Source organism: Micromonospora sp. NPDC047187 (assembly GCF_040643355.1).
In the GTDB taxonomy this organism is placed as follows: Bacteria; Actinomycetota; Actinomycetes; order Mycobacteriales; family Micromonosporaceae; genus Micromonospora; species Micromonospora salmantinae.
On sequence record NZ_JBEYUF010000007.1, the window covers coordinates 53,453 to 71,103 of the forward strand.

Here is a 17,651-nt window from a genome sequence, read left to right on the forward strand (position 1 = left end):
CCACATGACCAGGTCACCCTACGTGATGGAACGGGGGGTGGAAAGACAGGTCCGGACTATGGGACCGGGGTCATGGCCGGCTCTGCGGCCTCGGCACCCAGCCTCGGCGTCCGTTGCGCCCAGGCCACCGCGGGCACGATCGCCACCGCCACCAGCACGAAGATCGCTGCCGTCGGTAACCAACCCCACCCGCCGGTGGTCACCCCGAGCGCGGTCAGCCCCGCCGGCGCGATCAGGTACTGGACCTGCACGCCGAGTCCGAGCGCCCCCACGTACGCACCGCGCTGGTCGGCCGGCGGCAGGGTGGCGGTGAGCCCCCAGGCGCCCGCCGACTCGATCAGCTCGGCCAGGATCAGCAGCAACGCGGCGGCTACCAGCACCACGACTGTGAGCGTGCCCCGAGTGACGCCGGAAATCGGCAGGACCAGGCAGAACAGGGCGATCAGCAGTCCACCCCGACGGGAGGCCCGAGCCGCGCCCGCAGCGGTGTCCGCGCCCCGGCTGACGCGCACCTGGAGCAGCACGATCAGGATCGTGTTGAGCAGCACCAGCCCGGCGATCACCGTCTTCGGGGCGTCGGTGTGGGTGAGGATCCACAGCGGCAGGACCGTCAGGTAGAGCACCCCGTGCGCGGTGAGCAGCCCGGACACCACTGACACCGCCATGAACGGCCGGTCCCGGAGCACGGCGAGCCGACTCATCGGCTCCGCCGGTCGGGTCACCTGCGGCAGCCGGGGCAGTCGCCGCACGAAGAGGGCCGTCACGAGGAAGACCGTCGAGATGAACCAGACCATCCCCCGGTACGCCGTGATCGTGTCCACCGCCAGCACCAGGCCGCTGATCACCGCGCCGAGCCCGAAGCCGACGTTCAGCGACGAGCGCTGGTACGCCATCGCCGTGACCCGTTCGGCCGGCGGGAGCGCGTTGATCGAGTAGACCTGCCGGGCCACGCCGACAGCGGCGTCCACCGCGGCCAGCGCCACCACCACGGCGAGGAACCCCACGAAGCCGCCCACGAACGGGTAGGTCGCGAACAGCACCGCGTTCAGCACCAGCCCCACCACCCACACCCGCTGCGGCCCGTACCGGTCGGTGAGCCCACCCAGCGGCACGGTGCCCAACAGCGAGACCCCCGCCGCGATGGACAGCCCCAACCCGACCTGGGCGGCGCTGAGCCCGAGCGCCCGGGTGAAGAAGACGGCGCTACCGGCGTGGAACAGGCCGCTGCCGACGGCGTAGACCATGGCCTGCACGGCCAGGGCGCGGGTCAGCCCGGCCGGCGGTACGACGTCTCGAACGGCGGTGCGGATGGTTTCTCTGGTCCCCATGTCCGGGGAGTGAATCGGGTCCCCATGACCTCGGTCGAATCTTTTAGGCTGGACCGAATCCTGCTCCTGGGGGGCGTGTGTCCGAGTTGCGGTTCAGCCTGGCCGACGTTGCGGGAGTGCGGCTCGCCGTGTCGCCCGCCAACGAGACGGTCATGAGCATGTGGGCGCTGGCCAACCCGGTCCGCTACGCGGTGCACCTGCCCTGGATCGACCGGGCCCGGGTGACGTTGCGTCGTCCCGAGGTGGCCGACCGGGTCCGACCTCTGGTGGGGTTGGTAGTGCCGGGTCGCTGGCTGCCCGACTTCCTCACCCCGGCGGCCCGACCGAACGTGGAGATGGCCGAGCAGCTCGACCAGATCGCCGCGACACCGCCGGCCGTGGTGGTCCAGGACCTGCTGGCGACCACCTGGCAAAAACCGCTGAGCCCGTTCGGGCGGGCGCTGCTCGCCGACCCCGGCGGGCTGCTGCCGCAGGTCGTCGACGCGGTGCGGGTCTGGTACGACGAGGCGATCGCCCCGGACTGGCAGCGGATGCGGGCCCTGCTCGACGCCGACGTGGCGTACCGGGCCGCCCAGCTCGCCGAAAGCGGCGCCGGGCAGTTCTTCGAGCAGCTCCACCCGAGCCTGCGTTGGCACGGCGACCGGGTGATCAGCGACGACACGTTCGAGCGGGACTTCGACCTCCGCGGTCGTGGGCTGGCGCTGAACCCGACGGTGTTCACCGAGCAGCACGTGCTGTGGAACCTGCTGGAGGATTCGCTGCCGGTCGGCGCGTACCCGGTCCGTGCCGTCGGGACGCTCTGGGAGACGACCGCGCCGCCGCCCGGCGACCCACTGGCACGGGTGATCGGGCCGGGCCGCGCCGCGCTGCTGCACCTGCTCGAGACGGCGCTGACCACCACCGACCTGGCCCGACTCACCGGGATGTCCGCCGGAAACGTCTCCCAGCACCTGGCCGCGCTGCACGGCGCCGGCCTGGTGTCCCGGTCCCGCGAGGGCCGGCACGTGCGCTATCGCAACACCGATGCCGCGGCGGTCCTCCTCCGGGCCAGCCGGGGCGGGTGACCCGCGCTCGATCAGCGCAGCAGAAGCTCGGCGACCGGGCGGCGGTGCCGCAGGCCGGTCTCGCGGGCGTGCAGGTCGGCCGGGAGGGCGAACGGGTCCCCGAGCCGGCCGACGGCGGCGACCACCAACGGGCGGACGCCGCCGGGCAGGTCGAGTTCGGTGGAGAGGCCGACCCGGTCGAACCGGGTGAGCTGGTGCACGTGCAGGCCGAGCGCTGTGGCCTGCACTGTCAGGTGGGCTATCGCCTGCCCCAGGTCGTAGGCGGCCCGCTCGGCGTCGAGGCCGGTGTGGGCGCCGACCACCAGGGTCGCGGCGTGCCGGATCCAGATCTGGTCGTCGACCGGAAGGCTGATCAGGATCCGTTTCCAGGTCTCGTCGTCGCGGTGGCCGAGGGCGAACCGCCAGGGCTGCCCGTTCTCGGCCGACGGGGCCCAGCGCGCGGCCTCAAGCAGCGAGGCGGACTCCTCCGGGGTCAGCTCGGCGTTCGGGTCGAAGGCTCGTGGACTCCAGCGGTAGGCGAGCAGCGGGGTGAGGTCGGCCATACACCGGATCGTCCTGTATGGGTGATTCGCCCCTCAGGATGGGGTGGCTGAATGTGGGCAAGAGCACCCGTAACGGGACGAAGATCAGGGCGTTCCCGCGCCCGGGCTCTCCGACGGGTCCGGGGTCGGCGGCGCCGCGGTGTCGAGCGGCTCCCGGTCGATCACCACCGGGCCGGCCAGCTGCACGGTGGCCGGTGCCGGGCCGGGTGCAGCGGCCAGCCGCAGCGTTCCGGCCCCGGTCCGGACGCCGGTCGGCGTGCCGTCCTGGTCGTAGCAGTAGATGCCCACATCCAGCGGGGCGTTGAGCGACGCCGAGGTGGAATCCACCGAGTAGCAGGTGCCGGTGAGTCCCTCGGGCGCGTCGGCCGGGGCGACCGCCAACGGCGCGCGTCGGTCGGTGAGCACGTCCAGCCAGTCGGTGAGCAGGTGCTGGACCCGGGGGTCCGACCGGCGTGGGATCGCGTCGTCGCGATCACCCAGGCGTACGCAACTCGCCGACTCGGTGTGACCGGCCGACGGCAGGGCGCACTGGAACAGCCCGTCGGCAGTGCTGGCCATCGAGACGTCGGCTGCGCCACCCAGGGCGCCCCCCGGCACGTCCACCCGCCAGGTGCCGTCGTTCGCGCTGGTGAACACGATGGTGCGGTCCGGTTGACCCGCCTGGCTGTAGACGTACTGGGCCACCAGGTGACGGTCCTGAGCCGCCGCGGCAAGCGCGGCCAGCTCATCCCGTGCGGCCTCCACCTCGACCGGCCCCGGATCCACGGGCGGCGGAGTCGGAGGCTGCGCACTGGTGCAGGCGACCAGGAGGGCCGGCAGGGCGAGGGCGAGCGGCCCGAGCACACGGCCGGCCGAGCGGATGAGGACGGGCACCGGCCCATTCTGGTGGGTGCGGGCGGTCGGCGGGTGCCGGCCGCGTACCGGGCTCGTCCCGGCGTGTCGGGCGAGGCGTTCCGGCGTACCCGTCCGACCTGGTGGGACCGGTCTCGCCGGTCCCGGCCGGGCCGGATGGTGGGATCACCTGACCCGGCTTCGTTATCCGCCGGATACCCTCATGGGGTCTGACACGCGCCGCCGGCCCCGGTTCCGGCGGCGTCGGCACGCTCAGGGTCGCTGGGAGGGAGTGCACCGTCGTGGCACTCGTGGTGCAGAAGTACGGCGGGTCCTCCGTCGCCAACGCCGAGCGGATCAAGCGGGTGGCAGAGCGCATCGTCGCCGCCCGCAAGGCCGGCGACGACGTGGTGGTGGTGGTCTCCGCGATGGGCGACACCACCGACGAACTGCTCGACCTGGCCAACCAGGTCAGCCCGCTGCCGCCGGGCCGCGAGCTGGACATGCTGCTCACCGCCGGGGAGCGGATCTCCATGGCCCTGCTGGCCATGGCCATTCACAACCTGGGGTACGAAGCCCGCTCGTTCACCGGTTCGCAGGCCGGCGTGATCACCACCTCGGTGCACGGCCGCGCCCGGATCATCGACGTCACCCCCGGGCGGCTCAAGGGCGCGCTCGACGAGGGTTCCGTGGTCATCGTGGCCGGCTTCCAGGGTGTCTCGCAGGACACCAAGGACGTCACCACGCTGGGCCGCGGTGGTTCGGACACCACCGCCGTGGCGCTCGCCGCCGCCCTGCACGCCGACGTCTGCGAGATCTACACCGACGTCGACGGCATCTTCACCGCCGACCCGCGGATCGTGCCCAACGCCCGACACATCCAGCACATCACCTACGAGGAGATGTTGGAGCTTGCCGCGTGCGGCGCGAAGGTGCTGCACCTGCGTAGCGTGGAGTACGCCCGGCGGGCGGGGTTGCCGATCCACGTCCGTTCGTCATACTCGACCAACACCGGCACGATGGTCACCGGATCGATGGAGGACCTTTCCGTGGAGCAGGCACTGATCACCGGGGTCGCGCACGACCGCAGCGAGGCCAAGATCACGATCGTCGGGGTGCCCGACGAGCCGGGTGCCGCCGCGCGGATCTTCGACACCGTCGCCGGCGCCGAGATCAACATCGACATGATCGTGCAGAACGTCTCCACCGAGGGCACCGGCCGGACGGACATCTCGTTCACCCTGCCCAAGGCCGACGGCCCCACCGCGATGGCAGCGCTCAGCAAGATCCAGGAGCCGGTCAAGTTCAAGGGCCTGCTCTACGACGACCACGTCGGCAAGGTCTCACTGATCGGCGCCGGCATGCGCTCGCACCCGGGGGTGGCGGCCGGCTTCTTCGCCGCGCTCGGCGCGGCCGGGGTCAACATCGAGATGATCTCCACCTCCGAGATCCGGGTCTCCGTGGTCTGCCGGGACACCGACCTCGACGCCGCCGTCCGCGCCATTCACGACGCGTTCGAGTTGGGCGGCGACACCGAAGCCGTGGTCTACGCGGGGACGGGTAGGTAGCGCCGATGACGGCGCTGCCCACCCTCGCCGTGGTCGGAGCGACAGGTGCCGTCGGCACCGTGATGTGTGAGCTACTCACCGGGCGACGCAACGTCTGGGGTGAGATCCGGCTGCTCGCCTCCGAGCGCTCCGTCGGGCGCCGGGTGCGCTGCCGGGGCGAGGAGCTCGTCGTCCAGGCGCTGACCCCCGAGGCGTTCGACGGGGTCCAGGTGGCCATGTTCGACGTGCCCGACGAGGTCTCCGCCGAGTGGGCGCCGATCGCCGTCGCCCGCGGCGCGATCGCTGTCGACAACTCCGGCGCGTTCCGGATGGACCGCGACGTCCCGCTGGTCGTTCCGGAGATCAACCCCGAGCAGGTCCGCAACCGCCCCCGGGGCATCATCGCCAACGCCAACTGCACCACCCTCGCGATGATCGTCGCCGTCGCGCCGCTGCACAGCGAGTACGGCCTACGAGAGCTGGTGCTCGCCTCCTACCAGGCGGTCTCCGGAGCCGGTCAGTCCGGCGTCGACATCCTGCACGACCAGCTCACCAAGGTCGCCGGCGATCGGGCGCTCGGCTCGCGCACCGGCGACGTACGCCAGGCTGTCGGCGACGACCTGGGCCCGTTCCCGGCACCCATGGCGCTCAACGTGGTCCCCTGGGCCGGCTCCCCGGCGGACAGCGGCTGGTCATCGGAAGAGATGAAGATCCGCAACGAGTCGCGGAAGATCCTCGGCCTCCCCGACCTCAAGGTCTCCGCCACCTGCGTCCGCGTGCCGGTGGTCACCGCCCACTCGGTCGCCGTGCACGCGGTCTTCGCCACCGAGGTCGACGCCGAGGGCGCCCGTGAGGCGCTGCGCAACGCACCCGGGGTGATCCTGGTCGACGACCCCGCGGCCGGGGAGTTCCCGATGCCGATCGACGCCGTCGGCACCGACCCCTCCTGGGTCGGCCGGATCCGCCGCGCCCTGGACGACCCCCGCGCCCTCGACTTCTTCGTCACCGGCGACAACCTCCGCAAGGGCGCGGCCCTCAACACCGCCCAGATCGCCGAACTCCTGGCCAAAGAACTCCGCACCCCCTGACCCCGCACCGCGCTGCCCCCGTACCCCCCGCTGCGGCGATCTTGCAGTTTCTGTGCCGGCATAAGGGGCTAGGACGACAAAACGACAACCGAAAGTGCAAGATCGGCGGGACGTGGGGACGTGGGGCGGGCGCGGTTACGCGGCGGAGAGTAGGACGCCGTCTCGGCCTTGGCGTTTTACCGCGTAGAGGGCCTGGTCGGCTCTCTTCAGGGTGCGGTCGGGGGTTTCGCCGGGGCGGGGTAGTGCGACGCCAACGCTGATCGTGCGGCCGATGCGCCGGGCCGCCTCGGTGAGCCGTTCGGCGATCCGGACCGCCTCCTCCGGGCGGCTCACCTCGATCACCGCGACGAACTCGTCGCCGCCGATCCGGTACAACTCGTCGCCGTGCCGAAGCGCCCCCTCCAGCGCCCGGGCCAACCCGACCAGCACCCGGTCGCCGGCCTGGTGGCCGTACGTGTCGTTCACGGTCTTGAAGCCGTCCACGTCGATCGCCAGCAGGGCCGTACGCCCGGGGGTGGCCGCAGCGATCCGTTGCCCGAACGGGCCGGTGTGCCGCAACCCGGTCAGCGGGTCGGAGCTGGCCTGCTCCCGCAGTCGGGCCAGCGTGCGCAGCCGGTCCACGCTCGTCCAGGCCTGCCCGGCGAGCAACTCCATCAGGCTGACAGTGGTCGGGTCCGGGCGCAGCGCGCGTTCGTCGGCGACCAGCAGCACCCCGGCGGCGTCCGTCGGCCCGACCGGCACGGCGACCAGCGTGCGGACCCCCGCCCGGGTCAACGGACGGTAGTCCTCGGTCGGGGGATGCCCGGCCTCGCCCAGCGTGTACCCGGCGCCGTACCGGTGCGCCCGCTCGACCATCCGGTCCAGGGCGGCCGGACCCGCCGCGGCCAGCTCGCCGCGGATCCGGGTCTCCAGGTCGCTCGGCGTCGCCGGGGACGGGCCGAGCTGGCCGCCGATCAGCAGTAGTGCGGTGGAGAGGGTGGAGACCTCCCGGGCGGCGCGGGCGGCCGCCCCCATCACCTCTCCCTCGGTCGGCGCGGAAGAGAGCGCGGCCGCGTGCCGGAGCAGCTTCTCGCTGCGGCTCTCCGCCGGTGGGCCACCGAGGGCGGCGATCCGCGCACCGAGCCCGTCGGCCAGCCGCTGCGCGGTCTCCCGCCACGGCTCCAGGTCGGTCGGCTCAATCCACTGCAGGTCGAGTACGCCGATCGCCCGGCCCGTCGGGTCCAGCACCGGTACGCACAGCTCGGCTGTCACATCCGGGCGCACCGGCAGGTAGTCCGGGTCGACGGTGACGTCCGGGACGACGGCGGGAGCGCCGGTCGCGTACACCCGGCCGACGATGCCTGTCCGCGCCGGCACGGTGGCGAAGACCTGCCAGGCCCCGGTCGCGGCGACGCAGCGCAGGCGGTCGTGGACCGCGAGCAGCACGGAGATGGTCGCCGGGGTGTGGCGGGACAGCGCGGTGACCGTCCACCGACACGCCTCCGGCGTGCTGGACGCCATCGGCAGGCGGACGGTGACGTCACGGATGACTCGCTGATGATCCACTCGCACGTCGTTCCAGGTAGGGGAGGGGCCCGGCCGACGCCGAACCGCTCGATCAAGCGTACTCACGGTGGCGGGGACCGGTCGGGCTTCGTACACACGTGCTATCCACAGGCTGTGGACGCAGCCTGTGGACGCATGCCCCCGGGACGCCGCGCCTGCCGATAGCGTGAAGCCTCCCGGCGCCGAGGAGGCGAGCCCATGCTCATCGCCCAGCTCAGTGACCCGCACCTGACCACCGGCCTGCTCGCCGCCGAACCGGCCGCCGGGTTGCACCGTGCGCTTGGCCGGGTGCTGGCGTTGCGACCCCGACCGGACTGCGTGGTGATCAGCGGCGACCTGACCGACCACGGCCAGCCCGACGAGTACGCGGCGCTGCGCGAGGTGATCGGCCGCTTCCCGCTGCCGGTGCACCTGACCACCGGCAACCATGACGACCGGGAGTCCCTGCTCGACGCGTTCGGCGGCACACCGTGGCTCGGCGGCGGCTTCTCGGCCTACTACCACGTCGACCACGAGGCGGCGTCCGTCGTGGTGCTCGACTCGCTCGTCCCCGGCAGCGACGGCGGCCAACTCGGCGAGGAACAGCTCGGCTGGCTCGACGGGGTGCTGGCCGGGCGGCCCGAGGTGCCCGCCGTGATCTTCCTGCACCATCCGCCGGTCGCGGTCGGCATCCCCGTCGCGGACTCCATCCGGCTGGCCGACGGTGACGCGCTCGCCGAGGTGATCGGCCGGCACCGGCACGTGGTGCGGGTCGGCGCCGGCCACCTGCACCGCCCGGTCACCTCGGCGTACGCGGGCACTGTCCTCACCGTGGCGCCCAGCACGTGGAAGCAGAGCACGCTCACCATGAGCGCCGACGAGCAGATCGGTTGGGTCAACGAGCCCACCGCCTTCCTGCTGCACTCGGTCGAGGCCGGCGGCTGTGTGACCCACACCGTGCAGGTGAGCCACTCCGCCGGGCAGACCTGCGGCTTCTGAGGGTCGTCGTGCTGGCCTGGTACGTCTCGTACGGATCGAACATGCACGCCGCCCGGCTGGGCTGGTACATCGCTGGCGGCTGCCCACCCGGCGGGAAGCGGACATACCCGGGCTGCCGCGACCGGCGTCCACCCAGCCGATCGATGCCCGTGTCGCTGCCCGGCGGCATCTACTTCGCCGGCGAGTCCGGTGCCTGGACCGGCGGCATGGCCTTCTACGACCCGCACCTGCCGGGCGAGGCCGCGGCCCGCGCCTACCTGGTCACCCTGGAGCAGTTCACCGACATCGCGGCGCAGGAGATGTACCGCCCGCCGGCCGACACGACCGAGCTGATCCCGGCGACCGGCGCGGCCATCGACGCCGCCGTCGCCGACGGACGGGCCACGCTCGGCCCGGGGCGGTACGAGACGCTGATCTGCCCGGGCAGCCGCGACGGTGTTCCGATGCTCACCTTCACCGCCCCGGAGGGGGCGTCAGCCGTGCCGTGCCGACCTCCCGCGCCGGTCTACCTCGGCATGATCGCCCGAGGGCTGCGCGAGTCGCACGGCTGGCCCGCCGAGCGGATCGCCACCTACCTGGCGGCCCGGCCCGGCGTGGCGGGCGCCTGGCCACCGGACGCCGTCGCTGCCCTGGTCGACAAGGCGCTGGCCGCCGGCTGACCCGTTGGCTCGCACCCCGTCGGCCGCTGGTGCGGTCAACCGAGCAGGAACTCGCGCAGCGCGGGGGCCAGCGTCGTCGGCGGCACGTCGTGGTAACCGCCGTCGAGGCTCACGGACCGTCCGCCCGGCACGGCCTCGGCCGCCGCCCGACTCGCGTCCCGCAACCACTGTGGACTGCCGGTGCTGTCCACCGCGAGCGTGGGCGCGGTGATGGCCGCCAGCCGCTCGACGGGGAGGCGCCCTCCGGCGGTGACGATCGCGTCGTACACCAGGGTGTGCGCGACCGCCGTCAGCCCACCCCACATCGGTTGCGACCGCATCCCGGTGATCTGCTCGGCCGGCAGCCCCACCGAGGCGCTGAGGAAGGTCTCCACCGCGCCGTCCCGGTCGTCGGCGGCGATCAGCTCGATGAGCTGCGGGGTGATGTCCTTGCGGACGCCCACGTGCGGGCCGACCTGGAACGGTGGCTCGAACATGACCAACTTGGTGACCGGCAGACCCTGTGCGGTGGCGAGGGCGGACAGGACAGCCCCGGAGGAGATGCCGTAGACGGCGGCGGAACCACCCGCCGCCGCGATCAGGGCGGCCAGGTCGTCAATCTCGCGGCCGATCTCGTACGGCGCGGTGTCGCCGCTGTAGCCCCGACCGCGACGGTCATAGCTGAAGGTGGTGAAATCCGGCGCCAGTGCCGCACCCAGGTCGCGGGTCGCGTTGCGATCGCTGAACGCGCCGCCGACGAGGACGACCGCCGGCCCGGCACCGGACCGCTCGAACGCGATGGGTGTGCCGTCGACCGACCGCACCTGCTCCGCCACGGGTGTCGTTCCGCTCACGATGCCGCCCCCATTCCTCGTAGGCTGTCCCGTCCTTTCTAGACCCTGGGTCCGACGTTGTCCGGCAGACCGCGTTAAACGATGATCGATAGCGGCCTCGGCGTACGCGCTGCTCCGATGCGCTGCCCGGGTCGACCGGTGGGCGTCCGGATGAGAGGCTGTCGGGGCGGGGGCCATGCTCAACCACCGTCATCCGCGACCCCTTCGACGGCGTCCGTCGGCGGCCCCGGTCGACCCAGAGGCCGGGCACCGTACGCGCCGATTCTCACAAGGAGATCCATGTTCATACCCGGGATGCGTCGGGCCGCTGTTGCCCTGACCGCGCTCGCGGTGGCCGCTTTCGGCGCGGTCGCCACCAGCCCTGAGCAAGCCGACGCGCGGCCGAAGCCGGTCGACGTCACCCTGCTCGCCCTCAACGACTTCCACGGCAACCTCGAACCGCCGAGCGGGTCCAGCGGCACCATCGCCGGGCAGACCGCGGGTGGCGTCGAGTTCCTGGCCACCCACCTTGCCGAGCTGCGCGCCGCAGCCAAGAAGAAGAACACCATCACCGTCGCCGCCGGTGACCTGATCGGTGCGTCCCCGCTGCTCTCGGCCGCGTTCCACGACGAGCCGACCATCGAGGCGCTGAGCATGGCCGGGCTGGACTACGCCAGCGTCGGCAACCACGAGTTCGACGAAGGCGCCGCCGAGCTGCTGCGAATCCAGAACGGCGGCTGCCACCCGGTGGACGGCTGCATCGACGGCACCCCGTACCGGGGGGCCGGCTTCCAGTACCTGTCCGCGAACGCGTTCAAGACCGCGACCGGCAAGCCGCTGATGGCGCCGTACGCGATCCACAAGGTGGAGGGCGTCAAGGTCGGCTTCATCGGCATGACCCTGGAAGGCACCCCCCAGATCGTCAGCCAGCAGGGCGTCGCCGGCCTCAGCTTCGCCGACGAGGCGGACACCGCCAACCGGTACGCGCGCGAGCTGCGCCGCAAGGGCGTACAGGCGATCGTCGTCCTGCTGCACGAGGGTGGCACCCAGGCCGCGACCGGCGGGATCAACGACTGCGTCGGCATGAACGGCCCCATCGTGGACATCACCAACCGGATGGACCCGTCGATCGACGTGGTGGTCAGCGGGCACACCCACCAGGCGTACAACTGCGACATCAACGGCAAGCTGGTCACCAGCGCCAGCTCGTTCGGTCGCCTGGTCACCGACATCGACCTGAAGATCGATCGCCGGAGCGGGGACGTGATCTCCGCCGCCGCGAACAATGTCGTGGTCACCCGCGACGTCGCCAAGGACCCGAGGCAGACCGCGCTGATCAACCGGTACAAGACCGTGCTCGGCCCGGTCGCCGGACGCCAGGTCGGCGTGACCAACGAGGCGATCACCCGGAGCCAGGAAACCCTATTCGGTACGAGCCTGGGCGAATCGCCACTGGGCAACCTGATCGCCGACGCGCAGCTCGCCGCCACCGACGACGAACAGAACGCCGTCGCCGCCCTCATGAACCCGGGCGGGGTCCGGGCCGACCTCGACGCCGGCCCGGTCACCTACGAGGAGGCGTTCACGGTCCAGCCGTTCGCCAACAACCTGGTGACACTGGACCTCACCGGCGCGCAGCTCTACTGCGTCCTGGAGCAGCAGTTCGTCACCGGCCGGACGCTCTACCCGTCGGCCTCAGTGGGCTACGTCGTCGACCCGAACGGCACCACCGGTACGGTCGCCGACCCGTGCGCCGGCACCCGCGTGGTCAGGGGCAGCCTCAGCCTCGGCGGCACCACCGTCGACACCGCCGCCACCTACCGGGTGACGGTGAACAACTTCCTGGCCGGCGGAGGCGACGGCTTCAGCGCCCTCACCGGCGGCACGAACCTGGTCACCGGCCAGATCGACCTGGACGCCTTCGTCGACTACCTGACCGCCCAGTCGCCGGTCTCCGCACCGACGCTGGACCGGATCCGCACCACCGCCGAGGTCCCCGCCGCCTGACGGCCGACCCCCGCGACATCGGGCCCCGGAGCACCAGCTCCGGGGCCCGACCCGTCCCAGACCCCGCCTGCCCGCGCCGTGCCTGCCCGCTCGCGCCCCTCCGGGCAAGATCAATGGCGAGGCCAATGAGGAAGATCCGCGCAACTTCCCCGATGTTGCTGGCTCCCGCGTGCCCGAGGCACCAACTTCCGGGAAGTTGCGCGGGGTGCGGGGTGCGGGGTGGCGTGCTTGGTGAGGCGCCGGATGCGTGCAAGTCGCGGGCGGTGCGGCGGGGTCTTCGAGGTCAGGCGGGGGCGGGCGTGGGGGTGGGAGATGCCGGGGTGGTCGTCGCGAGGCCGTCCTGCTCCGTGGTGAGCAGCCGGCGCAGGGACAGCGCGACCAGCGAGGCGACCAGGCAGCCGCCGACCACCGTCGCCACCCAGACCATGCCGTTGGCGGCGCCGATGAGTGGGCCGGCGGTCACTGGGCCGATCACACCGCTGATTCCGAAGATCATCGAACTCATCGCGTTGTACCGGCCGCGCAGTTCGTCGGTGGCCAGCGCGTTGGTCAGTGCGGGCATCACCGGGGACAGCATCGTCTCGCCGAAACCGAAGATCGCCGAGCAGAGCACCACGCACAGGGCGGCCAGCACGGCGCTCTCAGCCTTGACCAGGCCGGCCGCGCCGAGGACCAGCCAGGCGGCGGCAAACACCGCTCCCACCACCGCCAACGCCCGGGTGCGGCTGCGCCCCTCGATCCGGCGGATCACCAGCAGTTGCGCGAGCACGATCATCACGGTGTTGGCAGCTAGTGCCCAGGCCACGACCCGGGGGTTCACCTCGGCCACCCGCACCGCGTACGCGGCGAAGCCCACCTCCACCTGCGCGTAGCCGCAGGTGGTGAGGATCAGCCCGAAGATCACCAGCCGCCGGAACGGGCGGTCGCGGAGCACCGTCAGGTAGCCACCGGGCGACGGCTCGTCGACGCCTCGACGTTTGCCGAGTCGGTGGCCCACGCCGGGCAGGGTGAGCAGGATCAGCGCCGGCATCAGGTAGGTCACCGCGTCCAGCAGGTAGATCGCCTGGAAGGTGCCGGGCCGGGCGGTGTCGACGATCGCGCCGGAGGTCATGCCACCGATGCCGATGCCGAGGTTGAGCAGGGCGAAGTTCAACCCGAAGACGCGTTGCCGCTCATCGTCGTCGGTCAGCGACGCGAGGATGGTGTTCTGCCCGGACCAGATCGCCGAGCTGCCGATGGCGACCACCGTCATCACCAGCAGGGCCGAGCCCGTCGAGTGGACCAGCGCCAACGAGCCGGTGCCGATCGCCTCGATCAGCAGGCAGGGCACCACCACCCGGCGGGCGCCGATCCGGTCGATCAGCGTCCCGCCCAGCGGCGACAGGGCCAGGGTGACCACGCCGTACCAGCCGATGACGAGCCCGGCGCGGGTGTCGGTGAGCCCGCGTACGTCGGTCAGGTAGATGAACAGGAACGGCAGGGTCAGACCCCGCCCGATCGCCGACAGCAGTGTGCCGAGGAGGATCCGGCGAGCTTCCGAACGGCGGGGCAGGGCACGACGCAGCATGCCGGCATTGTGTTCGGTGGGTCTGACGCAGCGCGAACCGTTTTGGCCACGCCTCACGGTCACCGGGACCGACTGGTGACCAATCCCACGTTGATCCACTCGCTCTGATCGCGGTCGGTCGGTGTCCGCCGGGTCTGCGATGCTGGCGCGATGACCGGCACCTGGCGACATCTGCCCGCTACCGCCCGCGCCATCGCGTTGACCGCAACGACGGCCGTCGCCGCTGCCCAGGCACGCGACGGTCAGGCGTACGACGAGGCGGTCGGCGGTCTCGCCGCGGACGAGCGTTCCGGCCTGGTGCTCGGCGCGGTGGTCCGGTTGCTGCTGGAGGAGAGCCATCCGGACGGGTTGACCGGCGACGACATCCGCCAGGTGTTGACCCACTGCGTGCAGGAGTCGACTCGGTGGCGAACGGATGTCGACCCGCACGTGGTGCTCGTCCTGCTGGCCGGCGCGTTGGGTGTGTACGACCCCGACGGCGACGAGTCACCGCCGGACGCGTCGGTGCTGGCCCGACACGCTCCGCTGCTGGTGGCCGACCTGTTGGCGGCGACCGGCGTGCCGTTGGACGACTACCTTGCCGCCGCGTTCGCGGAGATCGAGCGCACCGAGCGGCAGGACTGAGGTCGCGCGCACCGAGCGGCAGGACTGACCGGCCCGCGCCACCTCGAACGGGGTGGCGCGGACGGGCGTCAGGCCGGGTCGGGGGTCCGCCGCGCCACGACCTCCAGGTACTCCGCCGGGATGCGGACCGTGGCGTCGGTGGCACGGTTGTGGGTGCGGGCCAGCTCCACCAGATCGGCGTGCAGGGCCGGGCGTCGCTCCTCGGGCAGCGCCTCGAACGCCTTCAACGTCGGCCCGTAGTTGACCCGGAAGAAGTCGGCGAACTCCTCCGGTGTGCCGAAGCGGAAGACGAACTCCCGGCGTACCGCCCGCAGTTCACCCACGGCCGCGCCGAGCAGTTCGCGGACCCGGTCCTCGTCGCCCCACTCGACCGGCGGGCGTAACCCCGCCGGTGGTGGCACATGCCGCCCCACAGTGCGGAACAGGTCGCCGATGAAGCCCTGCGGCGTCCACGACGCCAGCGCCACAGTGCCGCCGGGCCGGCAGACCCGGACCAGCTCGGCCGCCGCCCGCTCCTGGTCCGGCGCGAACATCACCCCGACGACGGAGAGGACCGCGTCGAAGGACCCGTCGGCGTACGCCAGCCGTTCCGCGTCGCCGGTCACGAACGTGACCGGGAGTCGTTCCGCGGCGGCGCGGGCCTGGCCGCGTTCCAACAGTTCGGGTACGTAGTCGACGCCGGTCACGACGCACCCGCAGCGGGCTGCGGCGATGGCGGCGTTGCCGGACCCGGTCGCCACGTCGAGTACGCGGGCGCCGGCCGACAGGTCGGCGGCGGTCACCAGAAGCTCGGAGATCGGGTGGATGAGCGCGGCGACCGCGCCGTAGTCACCGCTGGCCCACGTCACCTGCTGGCGTGCCTTCACGGCGATGAGATCGGGTGCGATGGTCATCGGTGGTCTCCCTCGGACAGTGTGGTGTGCCACTGACGCTAGGGGCGGCAGCCACTCGAGGGATCGGTAGAAACACCTATACCAGCAGGTGAAGGCTGTCAGGGCGGTGTCCGAAAGGCGTCACGTGCCGGCGGCCGTCGCGGGGCAGTCACTCCTCGTTCCAGGTGTCGGTCTCGGTTGTCCGTTGTGCACCCTGCTTGGACACCTGACCGCTGGCAATCGTCCCGCCGGATGCGTCGAGCGCCTCCACGACAAGGCCCGCGGTGGGGCGGGGCACCTGCATGGCCGTCCCGGAGCCGCTGACGGCGCTCCTCGCCACCTGCTGCCCGTCGCGCAGGACGCGCACGGTGGTGGCGGCTGCCGGCGTCACCACGAGCAGGATCTGCTGGCCCTCGCTGCCGCCGGTGTCATCGTCGATGGACACGGCCAGCACGCCACCGGGATCGGTCGGGTCGGCGGTAGCGGTGAAGGAGGTGCCAGTGCTGAGCACGCCGTCGGACCGTGGCTGATCGGGGGCGATCGACACCTCGCCGACCCAATCGCCGCCCACAGCGGGAGCAGCCAGGACCGTCACCTGGGCGTCCTCCACCGACGGCTCTGTCGCGCTGGGCGACCCGTCGGCCGGGCTGATAGGGAGGCCAGCGAGGTGCCCGCCCCACACCACGCTCGGAAGGGCGGTCAGGCGGTAACCTTCCGACTGTGCCCACTGGTACACCAAATCCCGGGCACGTTGCTGCTCGACACTGCCGCGTACGCGGGACATCGCCGTCGCGAGTTGAGCGTCGGTGATCGGCGTGGAGGCCAGCGAACCTGGACCGGGCGTTATCTTGCGAGTCACCCCGCCGCAGTCGACCCGCCACCACTCGGGCCGCTGGGCCCGCGCGGTACGGACCAGGTAGGACCCGGTCGGCTCCGGGGCCCACCTGAAGGTGTCGCCGTCGGGCAGCGGTGAGCTGAGGAAAACGCAGCCGGCCGGGGCGATCGCCACGTGTGCCGCCTTCGGACCGTCCACGGACAGGCTCTCGTAGGGTTCCAGAGCGTCGCTTACCCCCCTGACGGAGGCGGTGCTGGCCAGTTCCTGGGCACTGGCACCCTCGTCGGCGACCAGCCACACCGCGGCGCTCGGCCAGCCGGTGACCGGATCGGGCTGGTTACGGACGAAGGCGGCGAGGGCGATACGGTGGCCGTCCACGTCGTCGGCGAAGAGGACTTTCACCCCGCTCACCGGCACCGTCAGGCGGGAGAACTCTCCTCGGCGTTGGGCGGCCAACAACTGTTCAGAGAGCTGACGCACGTAGCTGTCGTCCCCGGCGACGGCACCGCGCGGCGGCGACTGGAGGAGTCGGTCCGACCACGCCAGCACGGGTGCGATGGACTCGGACGGGTCGGCCGGTAGCTGCGTGGTCCGGCCCGGGCTGGCGATGGCGAAGGCCGTGCTCCCAACGGAGACTGCGAGGACCAGAACCAGGCCGCCGAGGCGTCGCTGCCGGCTCCGTCGGTATCGCGCCGTCGCTCGGCCGTACGGGTCTGGCTGCGGGGTCAGTGTCCGGCTCAACTCGGCCAGGGCCCGGCTCAGCTCATCGTCGACCGTCATTGTGCTACCCCCGTCATCTTCGTCGTCCCGGTCGGTGCTGGATCAGCTGCCAGCGCCAGACGCAGGCGAGCCAATCCTCGTGATGCGCGGCTCTTGACCGACCCGACCGAGCAGCCGAGAGTGGCCGCTACCTCCGCCTCCGGCAGATCGACCACGTACCGGAGCACGATCACCGCACGGGTACGAGGTGTCAGCTCCTGCATCGCCTCGTAGAGAGCGCGCCGTTCGGCAACCGTCTCGGTCATGTCCCGGGTGGGCCGCTCGGGAAAGAAGAACGTCAGCACCTCGTGCATCCGGTGGCGACGCCAGACGCTGATGTGGTGGTTGATCATGACTCGTCGCAGGTAGGCCATCGGATCGTCGACCCGCCGCCACCGACGCATCACCTTCACCAGCGCGGCCTGCACCAGATCCTCTGCATCCTGGGTCGAGCCGGTGAGGTGGTACGCCACGCGCAAGAGATCCACGTAGCGCGTCTCGACGAACTTTCGAAAATGCTCGTCGTCAACTGCCATGAGCCCCCGCCTTGATTGGTTACCTCTCACGACTCTGGCGAGGGTCAGAAGGTTGAA

Annotated in this window: 16 protein-coding genes; 7 read left to right on the forward strand and 9 right to left on the reverse strand. The window is 71.7% G+C overall.

Going from position 1 to position 17,651, the window contains the following annotated elements:
* Nucleotides 1–56 precede the first annotated feature (56 nt).
* Nucleotides 57–1,328, reverse strand: a complete 1,272-nt coding sequence (locus ABZ794_RS14380; RefSeq protein WP_210780754.1) for an MFS transporter — start codon at nt 1,326–1,328, stop codon at nt 57–59.
* A 77-nt stretch (nt 1,329–1,405) separates the two neighbouring features.
* Between ABZ794_RS14380 and ABZ794_RS14385 the strand changes: the two genes are divergently transcribed.
* Nucleotides 1,406–2,392 (forward strand): DUF5937 family protein, encoded by a 987-nt coding sequence (locus ABZ794_RS14385; RefSeq protein WP_357515814.1) that lies wholly within the window; start codon nt 1,406–1,408, stop codon nt 2,390–2,392.
* 11 nt (nt 2,393–2,403) lie between these two features.
* Here the strand turns inward: ABZ794_RS14385 and ABZ794_RS14390 are convergent, their stop codons facing one another.
* On the reverse strand, nt 2,404–2,934 hold the full coding sequence (locus tag ABZ794_RS14390) for a nitroreductase family protein (protein ID WP_210780756.1): 531 nt from the start codon (nt 2,932–2,934) through the stop codon (nt 2,404–2,406).
* Between the two features lie 84 nt (nt 2,935–3,018).
* Nucleotides 3,019–3,807, reverse strand: a complete 789-nt coding sequence (locus ABZ794_RS14395; RefSeq protein ID WP_238690391.1) for a hypothetical protein — start codon at nt 3,805–3,807, stop codon at nt 3,019–3,021.
* A gap of 260 nt (nt 3,808–4,067) precedes the next feature.
* Between ABZ794_RS14395 and ABZ794_RS14400 the strand changes: the two genes are divergently transcribed.
* The gene (locus tag ABZ794_RS14400; protein ID WP_030489892.1) at nt 4,068–5,333 is read left to right on the forward strand and encodes an aspartate kinase; all 1,266 of its coding nucleotides are present in this window, start codon (nt 4,068–4,070) and stop codon (nt 5,331–5,333) included.
* Between the two features lie 5 nt (nt 5,334–5,338).
* Nucleotides 5,339–6,400, forward strand: a complete 1,062-nt coding sequence (locus ABZ794_RS14405; RefSeq protein ID WP_210780757.1) for an aspartate-semialdehyde dehydrogenase — start codon at nt 5,339–5,341, stop codon at nt 6,398–6,400.
* Between the two features lie 135 nt (nt 6,401–6,535).
* Here ABZ794_RS14405 and ABZ794_RS14410 read toward each other — a convergent pair whose 3' ends face one another.
* Complete coding sequence (locus ABZ794_RS14410; protein WP_210780758.1) at nt 6,536–7,945, reverse strand: sensor domain-containing diguanylate cyclase; 1,410 nt, start codon at nt 7,943–7,945, stop codon at nt 6,536–6,538.
* Nucleotides 7,946–8,143: 198 nt separating this feature from the next.
* Here ABZ794_RS14410 and ABZ794_RS14415 point away from each other — a divergent pair, with 198 nt between their 5' ends.
* Together ABZ794_RS14415 and ABZ794_RS14420 are read left to right on the forward strand one after the other, a co-directional pair.
* Entirely contained in the window at nt 8,144–8,923 is a 780-nt protein-coding gene (locus ABZ794_RS14415; RefSeq protein WP_210780759.1) for a phosphodiesterase, read from the forward strand.
* A 143-nt stretch (nt 8,924–9,066) separates the two neighbouring features.
* Nucleotides 9,067–9,582: a histone deacetylase gene (locus ABZ794_RS14420; protein WP_357515817.1), complete on the forward strand. Its 516-nt coding sequence runs from the start codon at nt 9,067–9,069 to the stop codon at nt 9,580–9,582.
* Nucleotides 9,583–9,617: 35 nt separating this feature from the next.
* Here the strand turns inward: ABZ794_RS14420 and ABZ794_RS14425 are convergent, their stop codons facing one another.
* A complete protein-coding gene (locus ABZ794_RS14425; RefSeq protein WP_357515819.1) occupies nt 9,618–10,415 on the reverse strand; it encodes an alpha/beta hydrolase in 798 nt (265 codons plus the stop codon).
* Between the two features lie 279 nt (nt 10,416–10,694).
* Here ABZ794_RS14425 and ABZ794_RS14430 point away from each other — a divergent pair, with 279 nt between their 5' ends.
* Entirely contained in the window at nt 10,695–12,401 is a 1,707-nt protein-coding gene (locus ABZ794_RS14430) for a bifunctional metallophosphatase/5'-nucleotidase (protein ID WP_210780762.1), read from the forward strand.
* 283 nt (nt 12,402–12,684) lie between these two features.
* On the opposite strand, the gene ABZ794_RS14435 is transcribed toward ABZ794_RS14430, so the two are convergent.
* Entirely contained in the window at nt 12,685–13,968 is a 1,284-nt protein-coding gene (locus ABZ794_RS14435) for an MFS transporter (protein ID WP_357515821.1), read from the reverse strand.
* A gap of 150 nt (nt 13,969–14,118) precedes the next feature.
* Between ABZ794_RS14435 and ABZ794_RS14440 the strand changes: the two genes are divergently transcribed.
* A complete protein-coding gene (locus tag ABZ794_RS14440; RefSeq protein WP_210780764.1) occupies nt 14,119–14,592 on the forward strand; it encodes a hypothetical protein in 474 nt (157 codons plus the stop codon).
* Nucleotides 14,593–14,660: 68 nt separating this feature from the next.
* On the opposite strand, the gene ABZ794_RS14445 is transcribed toward ABZ794_RS14440, so the two are convergent.
* From ABZ794_RS14445 to ABZ794_RS14455, 3 genes are all read right to left on the reverse strand, one after another.
* Entirely contained in the window at nt 14,661–15,485 is an 825-nt protein-coding gene (locus ABZ794_RS14445; RefSeq protein WP_210780765.1) for a class I SAM-dependent methyltransferase, read from the reverse strand.
* Between the two features lie 148 nt (nt 15,486–15,633).
* Nucleotides 15,634–17,079 (reverse strand): hypothetical protein, encoded by a 1,446-nt coding sequence (locus ABZ794_RS14450; protein ID WP_357515824.1) that lies wholly within the window; start codon nt 17,077–17,079, stop codon nt 15,634–15,636.
* Nucleotides 17,076–17,594: a SigE family RNA polymerase sigma factor gene (locus ABZ794_RS14455; RefSeq protein WP_357515826.1), complete on the reverse strand. Its 519-nt coding sequence runs from the start codon at nt 17,592–17,594 to the stop codon at nt 17,076–17,078. The genes ABZ794_RS14450 and ABZ794_RS14455 overlap by 4 nt, the downstream gene beginning before the upstream one ends.
* Nucleotides 17,595–17,651 lie beyond the last annotated feature (57 nt).